The 16,458-nt window shown below is 56.5% G+C and carries 19 protein-coding genes; 9 read left to right on the forward strand and 10 right to left on the reverse strand.

Features of this window, described 5'->3' with window-relative positions:
* From ACSQ36_RS41800 to ACSQ36_RS41815, 4 genes are all read right to left on the reverse strand, one after another.
* Entirely contained in the window at positions 1 to 198 is a 198-nt protein-coding gene (locus ACSQ36_RS41800) for a hypothetical protein (RefSeq protein WP_436186756.1), read from the reverse strand.
* A complete protein-coding gene (locus tag ACSQ36_RS41805) occupies positions 195 to 1,322 on the reverse strand; it encodes a FlhC family transcriptional regulator (protein WP_436186757.1) in 1,128 nt (375 codons plus the stop codon). Before ACSQ36_RS41805 ends, ACSQ36_RS41800 begins: the two co-directional genes overlap by 4 nt.
* Positions 1,323 to 1,465: 143 nt before the next feature.
* Positions 1,466 to 2,734, reverse strand: a complete 1,269-nt coding sequence (locus tag ACSQ36_RS41810; RefSeq protein WP_436186758.1) for a hypothetical protein — start codon at positions 2,732 to 2,734, stop codon at positions 1,466 to 1,468.
* A 226-nt stretch (positions 2,735 to 2,960) separates the two neighbouring features.
* Positions 2,961 to 3,680, reverse strand: a complete 720-nt coding sequence (locus ACSQ36_RS41815) for a nuclease-related domain-containing protein (protein ID WP_436186759.1) — start codon at positions 3,678 to 3,680, stop codon at positions 2,961 to 2,963.
* A 543-nt stretch (positions 3,681 to 4,223) separates the two neighbouring features.
* On the opposite strand from ACSQ36_RS41815, the gene ACSQ36_RS41820 reads away from it, so the two are divergent.
* The 6 genes from ACSQ36_RS41820 to ACSQ36_RS41845 all read left to right on the forward strand — a co-directional run bounded on the left by ACSQ36_RS41820 (position 4,224) and on the right by ACSQ36_RS41845 (position 8,190).
* A complete protein-coding gene (locus ACSQ36_RS41820) occupies positions 4,224 to 4,541 on the forward strand; it encodes a hypothetical protein (protein ID WP_436186760.1) in 318 nt (105 codons plus the stop codon).
* 106 nt (positions 4,542 to 4,647) lie between these two features.
* Positions 4,648 to 5,079, forward strand: coding sequence for a hypothetical protein (locus ACSQ36_RS41825; RefSeq protein ID WP_436186761.1), 432 nt, complete (start codon positions 4,648 to 4,650; stop codon positions 5,077 to 5,079).
* Positions 5,080 to 5,088: 9 nt separating this feature from the next.
* On the forward strand, positions 5,089 to 5,922 hold the full coding sequence (locus ACSQ36_RS41830; RefSeq protein ID WP_436186762.1) for a hypothetical protein: 834 nt from the start codon (positions 5,089 to 5,091) through the stop codon (positions 5,920 to 5,922).
* Between the two features lie 12 nt (positions 5,923 to 5,934).
* Complete coding sequence (ssb, locus tag ACSQ36_RS41835; protein ID WP_436186763.1) at positions 5,935 to 6,492, forward strand: single-stranded DNA-binding protein; 558 nt, start codon at positions 5,935 to 5,937, stop codon at positions 6,490 to 6,492.
* A 274-nt stretch (positions 6,493 to 6,766) separates the two neighbouring features.
* Positions 6,767 to 7,861 carry a DUF7146 domain-containing protein gene (locus ACSQ36_RS41840; protein WP_436186764.1) on the forward strand — a complete coding sequence of 365 codons (1,095 nt, stop codon included), beginning with the start codon at positions 6,767 to 6,769 and terminating at the stop codon, positions 7,859 to 7,861.
* A gap of 104 nt (positions 7,862 to 7,965) precedes the next feature.
* Entirely contained in the window at positions 7,966 to 8,190 is a 225-nt protein-coding gene (locus ACSQ36_RS41845; protein WP_436186765.1) for a hypothetical protein, read from the forward strand.
* 60 nt (positions 8,191 to 8,250) lie between these two features.
* Here ACSQ36_RS41845 and ACSQ36_RS41850 read toward each other — a convergent pair whose 3' ends face one another.
* The 4 genes from ACSQ36_RS41850 to ACSQ36_RS41865 all read right to left on the reverse strand — a co-directional run bounded on the left by ACSQ36_RS41850 (position 8,251) and on the right by ACSQ36_RS41865 (position 10,046).
* Entirely contained in the window at positions 8,251 to 8,490 is a 240-nt protein-coding gene (locus ACSQ36_RS41850) for a hypothetical protein (protein ID WP_436186766.1), read from the reverse strand.
* Positions 8,483 to 8,635, reverse strand: a complete 153-nt coding sequence (locus tag ACSQ36_RS41855) for a hypothetical protein (RefSeq protein ID WP_436186767.1) — start codon at positions 8,633 to 8,635, stop codon at positions 8,483 to 8,485. Before ACSQ36_RS41855 ends, ACSQ36_RS41850 begins: the two co-directional genes overlap by 8 nt.
* A gap of 116 nt (positions 8,636 to 8,751) precedes the next feature.
* Positions 8,752 to 9,111: a hypothetical protein gene (locus ACSQ36_RS41860; RefSeq protein WP_436186768.1), complete on the reverse strand. Its 360-nt coding sequence runs from the start codon at positions 9,109 to 9,111 to the stop codon at positions 8,752 to 8,754.
* Positions 9,108 to 10,046 (reverse strand): PRTRC system protein D, encoded by a 939-nt coding sequence (locus tag ACSQ36_RS41865; protein ID WP_436186769.1) that lies wholly within the window; start codon positions 10,044 to 10,046, stop codon positions 9,108 to 9,110. Before ACSQ36_RS41865 ends, ACSQ36_RS41860 begins: the two co-directional genes overlap by 4 nt.
* Here ACSQ36_RS41865 and ACSQ36_RS41870 point away from each other — a divergent pair.
* The 3 genes from ACSQ36_RS41870 (at position 10,021) to ACSQ36_RS41880 (ending at position 15,025) form a co-directional block, all read left to right on the forward strand.
* Positions 10,021 to 11,582 (forward strand): IS3 family transposase gene (locus ACSQ36_RS41870; RefSeq protein WP_436186770.1). Its coding sequence is split into 2 segments (ribosomal slippage): positions 10,021 to 10,459 and positions 10,459 to 11,582, totalling 1,563 coding nucleotides; the frame shifts between segments, so codons are not numbered across the junction. The genes ACSQ36_RS41865 and ACSQ36_RS41870 overlap by 26 nt on opposite strands.
* A gap of 1,571 nt (positions 11,583 to 13,153) precedes the next feature.
* A complete protein-coding gene (locus ACSQ36_RS41875) occupies positions 13,154 to 14,305 on the forward strand; it encodes an integrase domain-containing protein (protein ID WP_436186771.1) in 1,152 nt (383 codons plus the stop codon).
* 66 nt (positions 14,306 to 14,371) lie between these two features.
* Positions 14,372 to 15,025, forward strand: a complete 654-nt coding sequence (locus ACSQ36_RS41880) for a hypothetical protein (RefSeq protein ID WP_436186772.1) — start codon at positions 14,372 to 14,374, stop codon at positions 15,023 to 15,025.
* A 345-nt stretch (positions 15,026 to 15,370) separates the two neighbouring features.
* Here ACSQ36_RS41880 and ACSQ36_RS41885 read toward each other — a convergent pair whose 3' ends face one another.
* Complete coding sequence (locus ACSQ36_RS41885) at positions 15,371 to 15,511, reverse strand: hypothetical protein (protein ID WP_436186773.1); 141 nt, start codon at positions 15,509 to 15,511, stop codon at positions 15,371 to 15,373.
* 192 nt (positions 15,512 to 15,703) lie between these two features.
* Entirely contained in the window at positions 15,704 to 16,117 is a 414-nt protein-coding gene (locus tag ACSQ36_RS41890) for a hypothetical protein (RefSeq protein ID WP_436186774.1), read from the reverse strand.
* Positions 16,118 to 16,458 lie beyond the last annotated feature (341 nt).

Here is a 16,458-nt window from a genome sequence, read left to right on the forward strand (position 1 = left end):
CTAATGGGCAATATCCGAATTGAACTCGATCGCGCCGATGACGCCGTGGATGCACTGTCCATCGACTTCCGAATGAAAGCGACCAGTGCCAAGGTCGCGCCAGCCGAACTGCGCGCGTCCGTCCGTCGTAAAAACGATTAAACCTGCTTCAACTGAGAACTGCGCACTCGGGCCAACGGCTCCTTCGGATTTGTTCAAGATTTCACCTTTCGTTTAGCCGCTTGAAACTTGGTGGTAAGGGTGAGCTGACATCCCGGGCACGTAAATTTGTGTTCCAGCTCGATTTTGTCTTCGCCGTTGGCGAGGATGTAATGCGTTCCGCACGAACGACAAGGCCCTGTGCGCAACAACGAGTCGCGCGCCATCCTTCGTGTCAGATGGTTGCCTCGATCTGCGGAGATCAGCAGATTTTTGCCGAACGTTTTGGCCATCAGATCGTTCGTGGCAATAAGCGCTTCCGGGACATTACCGCCGCTTCGCAGTACGCTTCGATACAGCCAGGTGTACATGCTCGCCTGCACGCGGCGCACCGGTTGGTCCACGTACCACGTGAGGGAAGTCGGGTTGTTGCCAGAGGGAGACTTGACGCCGTGATACTCCTTATAGATGAGTCGCGTCTTGGTCGGGTGGATGTCGAACAGGTTCGAAGCGGTCGAGGAACGGCACCCCTGCTTCATCATGGCGCGTGCGTACACTTCCTTCGTGACCCGATCAATGCGCAGGCTGGTCCATACCGTCTGATAGGGAAGGTCGCCCGAGCGAACCGGCGAAGTTTGCATGAGGTAATGACCAACCGACTCTTCGGTGAGAAAATTCGCGCTGTATTCCTGCCAGAAGTTTTTATCGCTGAATCGCCACCTGAACAGCGGAAACTTGATCTTCGCTATGGCCGTCTCGAGCTGCCCAATAGGCACGCTTTTGAGGTACGCGGCGAGTTCGAACGAAAGACCAAGAAGAGGCACGGCCAGCAAGCTCATGTGCATGACATCCATCAAGAGCTTCACATAGTCCTTGTTGTAATGAAAGATGTCGTTGGCTGTGACTCTGTCAATCAATGGCATCGCAAAACTGAGCTGGTCGACCTTGGCGGAATGCGTGAGCCCTTCAACAATCGATTTCCAATCGCGCGCGTCGTCCAATACTGGTGCGAGTGCGACGAATGGCATGTTCATAATCGCTGCCATGGGCGAAGCATGTTTACGAAAAATCATCATGTCAGGCATCGAGACAGCGAGGACTCTCTCCATCGCCGCATTTTCCGAGAGCGCGATTTGCATGAAGTCGGTGAGCGAGTAGTTGGTGCGCTGAATCTTCTCGATCAACCAATGCGGGACGATCGTGTTCGCCGGTTCTGCGGCAGCGGTGGTGAGCAGTGTCATTTGTGTTTCTTCTTTATGGTCTTCGGCGGCGCAGGTCCTTACGCCGTGTCTTGTTGAGTGTTTTGGGCGAGTAATCGATCAGCTGCTTATTGCCTCGTTGCGCCGTCTACTTCCGACAAGCATTTGCGCAACATCGCCGAGAGCGATTTCAGCGTAGGCGTATAGAGGGTCGGCTCCGTAGAGGCCTGGACCGCGAGCTGTGCCGTAGCAAATTTGGCAGCGAACCCTTCCCACGCGCTGATCAACTGGGCCAACGTTTGTTGCACAGAGCTTTCGGATTCCACCTGAGCGCGGCTGGCCGCAATTTGGTCGTTTATTTCCTCCAGCTCCCGCTCGGCCCGTTGCTTATTTACTTCAGCGGCTTCGAGCGCGGCCATCCGGTCTTTGAGCGCTTCGGTCAACGTGCTAAAGCCTTCCGGTACCTTCTCCACGATGACTTCCTGAGTCTCGACGGTCTTGGCTTTTTTTGCGGCGGCTAATTCGGCGACGACCCGGTCGAAGTCTTTAACCTTGTCCTGATAATCCTTTTGCAACTGGCCAAGTCCTGACGTGCGTTCCTTGACGAAATCACTTTGGGCTTGAATCTGCTTTTGTTGCTCCTGGAGCGCACGGTTGAGTTCTGCGAGCTGGCGCCGCAGGTGTTTTGAATCGGCCTCAACGCCCCGAAGCTGATCCTTGCTGTCCTCGAGCAAGCTCTGGACGTTATCCAGTTCCTTGTCCTTGTCTTGAATTGTCTGGTCTTGCTTGCGAAGCAGGTTAAGAAATTCCCGAACTTCGTCCTGAGTCATTTTGGGATCGGCGAGCTTTTTCTTCCATACCTTGTCGATCTCGTCGTCAGTGACGCCCGGAGCGGAAAGGATGTTTAGCTCGCCGATATTAAACATTTGAACGGCTTCGTTATCCTCGCCGAACTTTTCGAAGCAGCGCATGTATTTCCTAGCGGCGTGACTCGTGAGCCCCAGCGATGCATCGAAATACTTGTATGCGAGATGTTTTGCTTGATTGACCGCGAACGTGGAATGACCGGTTTTAGCAATGTGGTTCTCGATGATGAGTTCCGTTGCGTTGAAGAGGCTGCCGCCAAGTAATACGAGTTCGCTTGCGATTTTCTTGCGTGACGCGGACACTGAAAGCATATATTCAGTGAGTCGTGCGTTCAGCTCCTCGTTCTCGGGTTTGGCACCGAAAAGCTCTTGAGCAGCCTTCATGATCTTCTCGCGGCCCGACGACGAATAGTCGTGGTTCCCGAGGAAGTCAAAATCCTGCACTGGGTCCAGAACATCCTGCTCGAAGAGGTTGAAAGGAGCGACGGCGGTGCTGCTCGCTTTCTTTAAGGCTAAACCATTCAACTGCATATTAACTCCTCTGATTTGTGAACCGAGCCTTGCTTTTGACAAACACGGTTAAGCGGAGCGCACTACCAGTTAATACTTGGCACGCGCATTAAGACCGGCCCAAAATAATGGGGACGGCGAAGCCTTCTCAAAGTGCGGTAAAGGCGCGATAGGGGCGTTGTCTGAATAACGGTAATTTTTCGTGAGACTGAAGAGCATTATGTAAGCTTTTACCGAATTTACACTCTTATATTTCTCGTGACATCGCGAGTTCATTTTGGTAGATGCGCTGTTTATGCTCGATCAATGCGTTTGGATTCGAATCGATAAACTTACATATTGCTTTCCTTGCCATATCGATATCGATGCGTGACACCCCGGCGTGTTGCCGTTGATGGCGAATCCAAAAAGGAATTTCTGCAAGGCTGATTAAATCGAGGTCCAGGTCAGCAGAAAGCCGGCATTCGCTGGATGAGAACACTCCAGCGCCAGCAACATGCCAGTCTCGTGGCAGGACGGAGCGTAGGAAGGCAAGCTTGGATCGGTTCTGCGCAATGGGCGACTTTCGCTCTTCGGCTCCGATGGCACCTGTTGATCGCAACAGGGCATCCGGATTGGAGGACGGCTGAATCAGGCCGCTCCAATTCTTCGTCTCGAAGATGAAAACGCCGAAGGGCGTAATGGCCAAGTGATCGATTTCGATGGTGGGATAGCGGGTCCCGGGGGCATGCTCGATGATGACTGAACCATCGTGCAAGTAAAACTCGGGTCCGCAGCACCACCCCAGGGAGTCCCGAAGCTTGGCGTGCGTCAGCTTTTCGCCGAGCATCCCGGCGGCTTCTGCACGTGCAGCTGCCGCTGCCGGAGTACGCCAATCCATTGTTTGTGCCTTCGTCACGGGCGTTCGCCGTACGAATCGCCGGTACCCATATACCGCCCCTGCCGCCAGCAACATCTCGAAGAACATGCTTTCCTCCAACTCGTGTGTGATTAAGACCAAGTCTGGCAGCCTGAGAGCGTTGTCAAGGCGCGATGCCGTAAAAGCGCCCAACTAGACTACACCCAATAATCTGAGGATTGGATTGCTAAGAGGGCCGGTTTTAGGTGTCTTTCTGCGAAACAGCGCTATCTAAGTAGGTGTTTCGAAGAAAAACCGTGAAACCTTACGATTGTGTAATTGTTTTTAGGGGGCGCGCTCGAGAGCCAAGGCACATTTCTTCCGTTGAAAGCCACTATGAAATCGTGAGCTTTCGAAGCGCCGGTGGGCGCGATCTCGATTAAATTCGTTTTCATACCTCGCGTTTTCTACGCATCGAACTAGGCCACGGGCAATTACGTCCGCCGCGCCTCCATTCCTTTCTCCCCGCTGAGCGTTTCCGCCAAGGCCCGTGAATGAGCCTTGACGAAAGCGTCTCTCCGCGCGCCTGTTTTCCCTGCTCATCCGAGCATCGAAACCGTCTGGACCTCGGTCCAGCCATTCCTTAGTGCGTTAATTTTTCTGGAGAGAAAAATGCCGAAGCAGTTGGTACATATGGCGACCAAGTCGCCGTTGGTTTTCTTGGCTGTGTGTTTTGCGCTGTGGTTTGCGGCGCATTCGTTTTTCGCCGGCATATTCGTGCTTTTCGTTGGTGCAGCCTGGATCAAGAAGTCGATCTTGGCGGCGGCAAAGTCTGAACCGACCGCTAACGAATCAAAGGAGTCACCTGCAACGGTTAGTGCAGCACCAACCGCAGTTGCCGAGCCTCAAGCGCAACCGGCAACTCCGATCAAGCGGCAGTACGCAAAATCGGCCGTTGTCGTTCCAATTAAGACAGGCACCGACAACTAGTCGCCACGCCTTAATAGCAAAGCCGCCAACTGGCGGCTTTGCAACTTCACCCCTACGGGAATCCTCCCGTTCGGGGCATGGGATTCCCGCTCATCGGAGCACTCTCATGCAAAACGAAGTGACAGCATGGCAACTCGACATGTTCGGGGGACCGTCTGCAATCGTCCCAGCCGTTATCAAGCCCGATCCGCTTCCTGATCCGCAATTCTGGAGCGATAGCGTGATCGACAAGATGGTCGACGCGCTCGTCAGTCTTGCGACTGACAGCCGGCGCGGTGACAACATGCCGGAATCGCTGATGGACTGCTGCACGCTCTTTAGCGAGCGGCTTAGAAACAGAAAGAAATTCGACCACGAGGACTACCGGGCGACACTCGGCTGGGTGATGGGTTTTTGGGATGGCGCGTTGCCATACCGATACGTCTGCGCGATCAATGGGATTGATCCGGAGATCCTGCAAGACATCATCACGAGCAATCCCTTGCTCAAGCGCGACATGGAAGAAGTGCGGTGTGAGTGCTTCGGCACGCTCTTATAGGGAGGCACCATGACTTCAATCACGTTTGGCAAAATTTTCGATGGCCTTTTCGCGTCGCGCCCATCGGCCAATCCGACTGCACCCTCCCAACCGCCAGCGCCAACCGCGCCAACCGCGCCAACCTCACCAGCCGGACCGGCCGCACCGATCACCGTCGGTACGGGGGCGTCCAACGAGCGTCAAGTGACGATCGCCGGCGAACCGGTGCTGTTTCGCGACGAAGGCGATGTGGTCGTGCAATTCAAACCGGCCTTCGATTACGACCTTCGAGAGACAACAGTCGGTATGAAGCTGATTCCGGCTCTCACGCCGCATTGGACATTGGTACGCGAGTTTTCCTGTTCGGTCACCGAGGCGATCGCGACTGCAATCAAGGACGCTGCCGGCTCTATGAGACGTGAGCATCACGAGTCGCACGAGCGACAGAATGAATTCTCTCAGCGCTTATCGGCAAAAGCGGATGTGGTCGTTGACAACTCGGTACCGCATGTCGAAGACGTCGTGTCCAAGGCTTTGCAGCCTCGACGCATCGAGCGTCCGCGCTTTGGCGTAATCACGGAATGGGGCGAAAAGACCTTTCCAGACGGCAAGCGGCCTGGAAAGACGTATGAGTCGTTCTGTTTAACGCTTACTCACCGAGGCGAGGTTCACGTTCTGCAAGGCGAAGGGCTTCGTGACGCGATTGCGGATGCACGGTGCACGACGGGCGATTCAGTTGAGGTCAAGCGCCTCGGCAAAATCAAGGTTCCGGCAGTCGATAAGCAAGGTCGACCGAAGCTCGATGGTCAAGGTGCTCAAGTCCTTTGGGACAAGTGGCAATGGTCAATTCGAAAAAAATCTTAAGGAGTTTCTGATATGGCTTCAGTCAACAAGGTGATTCTCGTCGGTAATCTCGGCGCGGACCCCGAAACACGTTTTCTCCCCAGTGGAGACGCAGTTGCAAACATTCGACTCGCGACAACAGATCGCTACAAGGACAAGGCGTCCGGCGAGATGAAGGAAGCGACGGAATGGCACCGCGTCACGTTTTTCGGCCGCTTGGCCGAAATCGTGAACGAGTATGTGAAGAAGGGCTCATCGCTATACATCGAAGGCAGAATCCGGACGCGCAAGTATACGGACCAGGCTGGTGTCGAGAAATACGCAACTGAGATTGTGGCTGAGCAGATGCAAATGCTCGGCGGTCGATCGTCGGGAGACCGCGGAGATTCGAGTCGTGACGGCTTTGAGTCGCAAGATCGAGCACGGTCGGCGAACCTACCTGCTGCTGCTTCGAGACCCGCGCCAGATCGACAACCGGCGCGCGGAACACCGGCACCGGCGAGCTTTGGCGGTGGCGGGGGCTTCGCGGACATGGACGATGACGTGCCTTTTCGCGCCGTTTACACGCGGGCGGCTTGGTCATTGATCTGATCCCGTAAAGCCTCACTTGTTCCTCCTGTAAAGCCTCACCTTTCGTTGTTCTGGTCCATCCCTCGCGGGATGGGCTGGATCACGACATATCTTCAGTCGTCGTATTGCGACTAGTCAGCGCGTATGCGCACACGCACACCATTTCGCAAATTTGCTTTGCTGAAAAAAGCCGTTCGCCGAGCTCAACCGCTCGCGCTCGGACGGTTTTTTTGAGCACGGTTTTTACCGCCTGTTCAGGCATCGACCCTCAACCACACCAACCCTGGAGTGACCAATGAATGTAAAGGACATCAAGCTGTCCCCGGAACAGTGGCTTGCGTTGCTCCAGCGGTATGGAGTTCCGGCCAGTTCACTGAACGGGAAGGGCGCGCCTTGTCCCATCTGCGGCGGTACCGACCGCTTCACTTATGACAACAAGCGTGGCCGCGGTGATTGGGTATGCCGCAAGTGCAATGGCGGCGATCGGATGGCTGGCGATGGTTACCAGTTGATTTGTCGTTCCGCCGGACTGTCGTTTCGAGAACTGATGGTAGAGCTCGAGGGCGGCACGTTGGCGGAATCGCAGCGGCAGGCCAAGCGCATGCCGGCGTCGCCAGCGCCTACCCAGAAACGGAAGATCGACCCGGCTTGGGCCCAGAAGCATCTCGATTCAATGTGGAATCGTGCCGTCGGGATCGGCTTCGACAGTGCGGCCGCGCGTTATCTTCGTTCGCGCGTTCCCGGATTGACCGTTGCGCCTTCACCGGCGCTGCGGATGGGAATGCTCGAGTATCGGCACGAGAAAAAGGTGCTTGGCCAATGGCCGGGAATCTTGGCTCGCTTCACCTTGCCGGATGGTCAGCTTGGAACGTTGCATCGAACGTTTCTTGACCGATCGAAGGCTGCGAAGGCCAACGTCGTTACTAACGATGGCGAGATTCTGGCGCCGAAGTTGAATGACGTGACACTGCGCAGACTCAACGGCGGCGCAGTCCGGCTGATGGATCCTGTTGACGGAGAGATCGGTGTAGCCGAAGGGATGGAAACGGCTTACGCGGCGCACATGCAATTCGGCGTGCCCGTGTGGTTCTGTCTGAATCGGGTTCTGCTAGCGGACTTCGTCGTGCCCGACGGGCTGGGCATTCGTGTGGTTCACGTGTTCGCCGATTTTGATGCCGTTGATCCCCGAACCAAAAAGTCGCCGGGCGTCGACGCGGCATTGACGCTGGCCAGGCGGCTGAGGGCTGAGGGATTCACAGCGATCATTCATCGGCCGAAGAAACGGGAGACCGATTTTGCGGACGAGTGGGCAGCATCACGGCCAACAGTTTCAACGTCTATCGCGGTGCGTCCCGACGTACAGAACCAGCATCACGGGTTGAGCGTTTAGCTTTTTAACGGCCCTAGTGGTCGCATCATTTTATTTACCACCCGGTGGGGATTCGTCCCCACCGGGGCCGACATCCGCCCGGGTTTTACACTTGGGAGAAGGTCATGAGTTTTAGCGTGAAAGTCGGTTGCTTTGAGATCGTCGCGACTTCAGGTCGAAAGAACGGGTCATTGCCCGTCAGTAAATCCGAAGCAGAAGAATTCGATGTGTTCGAGCGCAAGCGCGCAGGTAGCGTGCAACGTGCGCAACAGGGACTCAATTTTGAAACGGCTGTGACGTACTGCGTCCAGCGAGTGGCAGGTGCAAAGGGAGAGATCCTTCTGCATTAGCGGTAAAGAAAAACCCGGCACGCCGGGTTTTTTTTCGCCTATACGGTCTAGAAAATAAGGCTAGATACGGAGAAACACTGTCGCGAACAGCATCATCGCGAGAAGCAGCTTGATGAAAAGCAACGTGGGTTTAAACATTCCAAACAACAACCAGGCCGCGAGAAAACACCCTCCAGCAATCGAGTTCCAGAAGGGTGTGGACGGGCACAAGCTCAGGTTGCAAAGAAACAAGAAGAGGCACAGGCAACCAAGGATCGCCCTCTGGTAGATGCGCTCAAGGTTCAGAAAACGGTCAAGCATCGCTATTCTCCTTTCCTGCCTTCAGTTTCATGCCACGACGCAACAGGACTGCTGCTTCCCAGAGTGCTACGGCCGCCGCGACGAGAAGCCAGAACCGCACTGCGCGGGTCCAGTCCAGATGCATCAGGGTATCAAATATGGTCATCGAAATGCTCCCTTCGTAGGTGGCTTGTGTAAGCCGATAACTCATATTGACAGTTCTGTAGCGAAGTCAAGATGCCGAAAACGGCAACGAGCACCGGCGGTCGCGGCGGTCCGTTTTCAGCCAAAACCTGTCAGATTATTTTCGAGGAAGTCGTAGTGCTCATCGTCTTCTACTGTAACGGGTGCAGGACTACTCTTCGTTGTCGGAGCTGCTTCGCGGCTGACCGCATGCGTTTGCGTCGCCGGAAGCGAAGCGATTGCGACTTCGGGAGGTGGGTGCCGAATGCCTGGCGGTAATGGTTCGAGAACGCCAACCTGAGCGTGTCCTGGGGAGACGACTCCCTTTAGATAGTCGTCCGCGAGGCGTTTAAGCAACGCAGCGCGTTGGCGGGGATTCGAAACGCCGATCATGGTGCGATAAAGCTCAGGCGTCGCAACCGCGCTGATCGTCACTTTCATGTCGAGCGTCTCTTTCATGCGGCCGCTCCGTGCTTACGCATATCGCGGCGCAGCGTCGCTTCGCCGGCGGCAAAAAAACCATTAACGTTGGCGAAGCATGGCGCCTCTAATAGGTCGATCCTCACGCGCTGAAATGCTTGCTGCATCACCGGCCGATAGAGAGCTGCTCCCCCCCCGGTCAGAACGATGGAGCGAATATCATTCGTCCGTCCGACTTTGTTTTGCATCTCTTTAACGGTTGCGGATATGACCGCTTGTGATTGCGCGAGATACGGAGCGAGCGGGATATCGTCGCCACAGAAAAGCAGTGGCAGATTCTCACGCAAGCATTGATCGATCCGTTCAATATCGTCAGCAGGTTCACCCTTGTCATTTGAGATAAGTTGGGCAATACGCTGATAGATTTGCGATGCACCGCCGGGTGCACCGCCGCTGCGCCGATCGTCCATCGTGAGCCCTTTCGCGACCACCCAGTCCGTTGTGAAATAACCGACATCGACGACGAGGTGGGAGTTGACCTGATCAAATTGGTCCCGGTGATACCGTGAAAAATAGATCAGGGCTCCCAAGGGCTGTGGCATCACCATGACATTGTTGATGGTTACCTCGGTGCTGCCGAAATTCATCTTGCCCGTGAAGCGCTTGCTGAGGTCCGTGGCGTACTTGCTATAGGTGTGAACGGGCAGACCCAACACAAGGCGGTCAACATTGTCGACGTTTGCGAAATGCAATGCGCCACCAAGCAGCGCTGCATAATTCGCCGTCGTGCAGTAATCCTCCGACAACGTGCGACCGGCGTTTCCATAAGCGGAAGAGAGCGCTACCCCAGGGCCAACCTCGTAAGATGTTCCCTCTACATCCCCCCGCGTCAGAATACTTGTCGCTCCAATAGAATCAATGAACCGGGGGCGATGATGAGAAAACGAATTGGCAAAATACGGACAAGCATTCAAGGACAGAGCGGTTGCGCGGTTGCTGCCGCCGGAGAGCGCGGCGTTGGAAGACGTTGCACGTGAGGTTGGCGTGGGAGTTGGGACGCTGGAGCGCTGGCGCAGTGATGCGCTGTCCAGGCCCGCTCGCGAGCGGGCCTGGACAGCGGCGGCCCGATTTGACGCCGTGCTGACGACCGCTGCGATGGACGAGGCTGCCAAGAGCGCATGGTGCCGCGCCAACGGCGTGTATCCGCACGAGCTGGCTTCCTGGCGGCAAAGCGCCACGCAGGCGCTGGCCGAGCCCGAGGAGGCGCGTGCCAGCCCGCAGCAGACCCAGCAGGACCGGCGTCGTATCAAGGAACTCGAGCGCGAGCTGCGGCGCAAGGACCGTGCGTTGGCTGAGACGGCGGCGCTGCTGGTGCTATCAAAAAAAGTCGAGGCGATCTTCAGCACGGGCGAGGACGAATGATCGACCTCGAAGATCGCCAGTCGCTGGCCCATGATATCCACACCGCGCACAAGGCCGGCGCACGGCTGCGCCTGGCTTGCGAGACGGCCGGCATCGACGTGCGCACCCTGCAGCGCTGGAATGCCGGCGAAGGCCTCGTATCGGGCGATGGAAGACCTCATGCGGTACGCCCGCAACCTTCCCATGCGCTGAGCGCCGCCGAGCGTGCCGAGGTGCTGCGCGTGGCCAACGAGCCGCGCTTCGCCGATATGCCTCCTGCGCGCATCGTGCCAATGCTGGCCGACCAAGGCGTGTATATCGCCAGCGAATCCACCTTCGCCCGCGTGCTGCGCGAGCACGGACAAACCGCACATCGGGGCCGGGCGAAAGCGCCCAAGGCTGGCCGACCGCCGACCACGCACATCGCTTGCGCACCACGCGAAGTCTGGTGCTGGGATATGACGTACTTGCCCGCCGAGGTCGTCGGTCAATGGTTTTACCTGTACCTGATCCTGGACCTGTACAGCCGCAAGATCGTCGGATGGGAGGTGCACGAGCGCGACGATGCCAGTCACGCTGCCCATCTGGTGCGGCGCACGGCGCTGGCCGAGGGCATCGCTACTCTGGCGGACAAGCCGGTGCTGCACGGAGACAACGGCTCCACGCTCAAGGCCACGACCGTGCTGGCCATGCTCCACTGGCTTGGCGTGAAGCCATCGTACTCACGCCCACGCGTCAGTGACGACAACGCCTATGCCGAGGCGCTGTTCCGCACGGCCAAGTACCGCCCGGAGTTCCCCGCCACGGGCTTCGCCGAGCTCAATGCTGCACGCGACTGGGCGAGCGACTTCGTGCATTGGTACAACTTCGACCACCGTCACAGCAGCATCCGCTACGTCAGCCCGGCGCAGCGCCATGACGGAGACGATCACGCGATCCTCGCCGCTCGTCACGAGGTGTATGTCCAGGCGCGGGAACGTAACCCGGCCCGCTGGTCAGGCTGCACGCGAGACTGGACGCCCATCGGTGCCGTCACGCTCAATCCGGAGCGCGAGTCAGTCGTCACGATGGCCTCGCACGCCACACTTAAACAGCCTTTGGCTGCATGACTGAGGCGACAAGTACCTTGACACGCGCCGACATCGATGCATGCGATCTTACGTGCATCAAGCAACCCATGACCGAAACCGGAGATAGCGTTCTTGACTGCGAGGGGCGCCAGCGAAGGAAACATCTGGGTCGCGATTTCCGAGCCGTTTCGGAAAGCACTTTTTGTGTTGCCATATCCAACATCGATCGCGAAAACATTTGCGGTTGATTTCATTTCTCTCTCTCCAGAGCGGAAGTTAAGTTCCGGCGGTACTGCCACTTTTCTGTCAGTTATCTGGCAGATAACTGATAGTTCGATGGGCACCTTCGAGCGTTTTGCGGAATCTGACAGATATCTATTAGTTAACTGTCAGATCATGGAGGCTTGCCGATGGACGCTTGAAGAATCTGACAGTTATCGGGTACTTATCTGTCAGATACCATGCGTTCGGGTTCAACTCTACCGAAGTGCAGGCCAAGTCAAGCCTTCGAAAGCTCACTACATTTACGTAGCTTTTGACGTGGGCTTTGCATGCACATGCGGTTATTCTCCGTTTCATACCCCGCGCGTTCTGCGCATCGACCTCCAAGTTTGACCATCGAGGGCCTCGCTTTGCCTAGCGAAAAGCCCTTCTGTCCGGGCCCCAAGTTGCTGGGGCCTTTTTCTGATTCGAATCAAGTACACAGTGGTCAAAGTTGAGGACCACTGGACAGCGATATCCATTGGGTTTGCGGGCTGTTCAGCCCCTGTAAGTGAGTTGAGACACTGTGTATGCGGACACCTCGGACATTTTCCGGGTTCGCATCGACAGCGCTCAAGCTCACATGGACACATCCTTTCAGCATACGAAGCTGGGTGCGTTACGCGAAGTCCGACACACGGCGACTGAGTGAACGTGCTTGGGGATGGGGGTATCGGCGATCCGGTTTACGGATTGGCTGATCCCTGTACGGAAGACGAACGGTAGGCGCAGCCGGAGAAAGAAATGCGCAAAAAGTATTACCGAGCAAATGGCCAGGGTGTGCGCGAAGCGCGAGCAACGCGTGAGCACACAGCGACGCAGCAGTGCGTCTAGGCCGGCGCGGTAGCCGTAGCAGCCGCATAGCCGGGTTGCGGAGCGAAATGCTCTGCCGACCTGACCAGCGACGCAGCATGCCGTACCGAGCGACAGTGATCCCGCAAAGCGGGGCCGGTTCGATAGGGCGGATGCAGCATGTTCGCAGGCGATCTTCACGCGGGAGCGTGATGGATTGGCAGCAGGCAGCAGGACAGTCGAACACGTTTCTTCCACGTGTTGGGTTGATCGAATGGAATCGCTAAAGGACAGGAAGGTAGGACCCGGCGGGGTACGCAACGCGCAGCGCGATTGAGGCACGGCGGAGATAGGCTCCCACCGACTCTCGCGAAGCGCACCACGGCAGAGACTGTGAGTGGCCACCCGGCTTGTGTGGCGGGGGATCAACAACGGACGAAGGGTTTTGTAGAGGATGCGTTATGCAGATTAGCAATCGTCAGGGCAGCGGAGATTCGTTGCGTCGGCTTGTCGCTTTCGCCGTGCTCGGCGCGTCGATTTGGACGGAGACTTGATTTATGTCGGCCATTTTGAATGTATCGGCGATCCTGAAAAGCTATCGCTTTCCGCCTGATTTCCGAGGTGCATTCGAGAGATTGTTCCTAGATAACGTCAATCGAGTGCATAGCCGCACGCGAATCAGTGCAAAGCCGCTTTCGATCAAGACACAGGAATACCGCATGCGAAAGCTGTGCCGATCGTTCGAAGAACTTCGCGAGAACGGCTATGGGCTTCAAAGTCCGTATTCGCTCAAAGGCAAACACATTCAGGCGCTTGTCGATTTGTGGGTGGAGGACGGTCAATCGGGCGGGACAATAGAAAACAAGCTCACGTACTTTCGAGCGCTCGCCGAGTGGATGGGCAAATCCGGCCTGGTCGGCGCGCTGTCGGATTATGCGGACAGAAAAGCGCTCGGGTTGGTCAGGTCCTATGTAGCGCTTTGCGACAAATCCTGGGAAGGAAACGCGGTAGATGCGGTAGCCAAAATCGAAGAAATTGCTTCGACAAACATAAACGTTGCGATGCAGCTGAAGTTGCAGGCCACATTCGGTTTGCGGGTCGAAGAAAGCTTCATGCTCCGCCCCACTGAGGCCATTCGGGACGCTGCCTTCTTGGCGGTCGTTCGTGGAACAAAGGGCGGCAGAGCCCGAGAGGTGCCGCTGGAATTTAAGTTTGCCATTCTCGAAGAAGCAGCGCGAGTGACAAATCCCTATACGGGTTCAATGATGCCGCACGGGCGGACGATGGCTCAGTGGCGGAATCACTACTACTACGTTCTCCAATGTCACGGGGTGACAGAGGATGGGCTCGGCGTAACCAGCCACGGCCTGCGACATCAATATCTTCAACAGTTGTATGAGCGCCTGACGAGCGTTCCGGCGCCGATCAAGGGCGCGCTCGAGCGCGTGGACCGCGAGACGCATCGTGCAGCTATTCAGCGTGTTGTGGAAGCTGCGGGTCACAGCCGCGCGACCAAGGCGAACGCCTATCTTTCGACTTATCGGATCCAAGCGACAGCGCAGGCGCCGAAGGTCTCGCTTGAGCAAGCGAACGCGGCACTCATCAATGCAAGCGGGAACAAGAGTCACGCGGCGGCTGCCCTGGGAATCTCCCGGCAGGCGCTTTATCGGCTATTGGCTCAAACGGACTTGTCCAGCTCGCAGTCATAGGCGGGCGAATCTGCAAGCGCAGACAAGGGGGGCGACCTCTGTTTAAGCGTCGAGCATGGCGAAGGGATGAAAGTTTTTATCAACGAGGGCGGCAGCTTGTCGTGGGTTGTCGGCCGGTATCCAACGAAAGGGGATTTAAAAATGGAAGATCGCATCTACACAGGTTCAGAGTTGGCCAACATTATCGCAATCGGTATCGACCGTACCTCGCTTAGCGCCTGGCCCATGGTGACGCCCCCGTATAGTGCCGCGGAATTCGAGGACTTTCGGACCAGCGGCCATGCAGCCGGACGCGATCTTGCAGAATTTGCTGGCCCGCGCAGGGGTATCCGGACCGCCTGGGGTTACGTCACGGCCGAGATGCGAGAGGACAGCAGTCTCCGCAGCTTGAAGATCCGTCTCGAAAATGATCCGTGGTTTCGCGACTCGGCGTCAGAGACCGCGGGTGACGGGCAAGCCGAGGCGGGTATCTACCTCAGTGACATTGCGCAATGTGATCTTGAACGCGCGATTGGCGACGACATCGATGTGTTGGAGGAAGCCGGTGCCGCATGGACTGACATTGGATCAGTCTATGTAATCGGCGAGTTTTACATCCTCGAGGGCGCGTCGCTCGGGGAAGTTGGGGCAATTCTGGCCGACGTTTTTCGTCGCGTTGATGTCGCGGCGCTTATCGATAAAGCCAAGCTGGAGGCGGTAGACGGCGGGGTTGAGGTGTAAGCGCGAGTGCGATTTGCGTCGCCCGAACTGGCGTAAATCGCAATTTTTGGCCAAATATGATTTTCCAGATTTTTTTATTTGTTATCCGACCCAAAACGGACGTTTTTTCTTTATAAATCAAACAACTAACAAAATCGGGCGAAAAAAAGACCCTAAGTGCCGCTTAGGGTCTCGCCGATCGGTGTTTCGATGTTTTCACGCCGAGTCGGAAAAGCGACGGGCGGTGGCCCGGGCAGATTCCGCGCAGAAGGTTCGGTGCCGTCGCTGTAAATGGCGGTCAAAGTTTGGGTGACGATATTGATGTGTCGTCATGCGCATCGCGGCGTTAGCGGGGCGCGAGTGAATTCAGCGCGCTAACCAATCGAGCAATGGGCTGGTCATCGCGTGATAGCTCAGGATCAAACCCAGCACGGCGATGCTCAGTAACTCGAGTTTCAGCTGAGCGCGGTGACGGTAAGCCGCACGAATGTATTCGATGGGTGACATGGCGTTCTCCGGAAAAAGTGCACGGCAAAGCGCCGGGCATGCATTCAGTATTGCGCGTCGTTGGCGATGTCAAGGCGCACGGCAAAGCGAAGGCGGCAGAGCCAGAGCAGGGGAAGCGGGAAAAATTGATGCTGGAATTAGCTGCGGGAAAGACGACTTTGCCCCTTTCCCGACGAATGTAGAGGGTCGTGATTACCAGCGACTGCGCTCGGGCAGATCATCGACGGCCGCGGCGATACGCGTCTCAAAGGCGCAGTCGTCGTCACCGCCTGTAGCCGGGATGCGGGGGAATTGCACGGATGCGACGCCGTCGATATAGACGAACTTTGCCAATTGAACGAGTGTTCGGAATCGAGCCGCATCCTTCAACACGGGATCGACCGGCCAATAATCGCGCATTGTTATTTTTCCATCGACCACCTTTTGGGCAAGCATCGCGAAGATCGGCCCGCGTGTTTCCCAGTCTTCAGTGGTGCGCGACAACAAATCCAGAATGTAGGGGATATCGACTGCGGAGATTTCCTTGCGGGCGAGGTCGAGTAAATCACCTTTCGTTGCAACGGGTCGATTGAAGCGCGTATTCCATATGATGCCGGCGCGATCCAATGCGGCATTCTTATCGGTTCCGATCGGCTCCCACGGAGTTTGCATTCCGCAGTCTTCGCATGCGATACACACGACCTGCTCGGTCGGACGCTCCTCAGGCGGACGGGGTTCCGTGTCACCCATCCTCAAGGCACGACCAGCGCCAGTGCCCCACTTGGATAGATCCAGTTGAGGTCTTGATGGCCTGTCTATCACGCGTTGTGACCAGCCAAAAGACCAATTGCCGCCACAATGAGCGCATGGGAAAAGTTCGTCGGTCATCAGCTAAAAGTTATGATTTCAGATATAGCGAATCATCAGATGAATTGATATCGCCCCGCCTATATTGGCCGTCGAAATGT

The organism is Caballeronia sp. LjRoot34 (assembly GCF_964253815.1).
Taxonomy (GTDB): domain Bacteria; phylum Pseudomonadota; class Gammaproteobacteria; order Burkholderiales; family Burkholderiaceae; genus Caballeronia.

Excerpts from the sequence above, each read along its gene's own strand:
- ACSQ36_RS41810 (WP_436186758.1), bottom strand. The coding sequence starts at position 2,734 with ATGCAGTTGAATGGTTTAGCCTTAAAGAAAGCGAGCAGCACCGCCGTC.
- ACSQ36_RS41815 (WP_436186759.1), bottom strand. The coding sequence starts at position 3,680 with ATGTTCTTCGAGATGTTGCTGGCGGCAGGGGCGGTATATGGGTACCGG.
- ACSQ36_RS41820 (WP_436186760.1), top strand. The coding sequence starts at position 4,224 with ATGCCGAAGCAGTTGGTACATATGGCGACCAAGTCGCCGTTGGTTTTC.
- ACSQ36_RS41825 (WP_436186761.1), top strand. The coding sequence starts at position 4,648 with ATGCAAAACGAAGTGACAGCATGGCAACTCGACATGTTCGGGGGACCG.
- ACSQ36_RS41830 (WP_436186762.1), top strand. The coding sequence starts at position 5,089 with ATGACTTCAATCACGTTTGGCAAAATTTTCGATGGCCTTTTCGCGTCG.
- ssb (WP_436186763.1), top strand. The coding sequence starts at position 5,935 with ATGGCTTCAGTCAACAAGGTGATTCTCGTCGGTAATCTCGGCGCGGAC.
- ACSQ36_RS41840 (WP_436186764.1), top strand. The coding sequence starts at position 6,767 with ATGAATGTAAAGGACATCAAGCTGTCCCCGGAACAGTGGCTTGCGTTG.
- ACSQ36_RS41845 (WP_436186765.1), top strand. The coding sequence starts at position 7,966 with ATGAGTTTTAGCGTGAAAGTCGGTTGCTTTGAGATCGTCGCGACTTCA.
- ACSQ36_RS41850 (WP_436186766.1), bottom strand. The coding sequence starts at position 8,490 with ATGCTTGACCGTTTTCTGAACCTTGAGCGCATCTACCAGAGGGCGATC.
- ACSQ36_RS41855 (WP_436186767.1), bottom strand. The coding sequence starts at position 8,635 with ATGACCATATTTGATACCCTGATGCATCTGGACTGGACCCGCGCAGTG.
- ACSQ36_RS41860 (WP_436186768.1), bottom strand. The coding sequence starts at position 9,111 with ATGAAAGAGACGCTCGACATGAAAGTGACGATCAGCGCGGTTGCGACG.
- ACSQ36_RS41875 (WP_436186771.1), top strand. The coding sequence starts at position 13,154 with ATGTCGGCCATTTTGAATGTATCGGCGATCCTGAAAAGCTATCGCTTT.
- ACSQ36_RS41880 (WP_436186772.1), top strand. The coding sequence starts at position 14,372 with ATGAAAGTTTTTATCAACGAGGGCGGCAGCTTGTCGTGGGTTGTCGGC.
- ACSQ36_RS41885 (WP_436186773.1), bottom strand. The coding sequence starts at position 15,511 with ATGTCACCCATCGAATACATTCGTGCGGCTTACCGTCACCGCGCTCAG.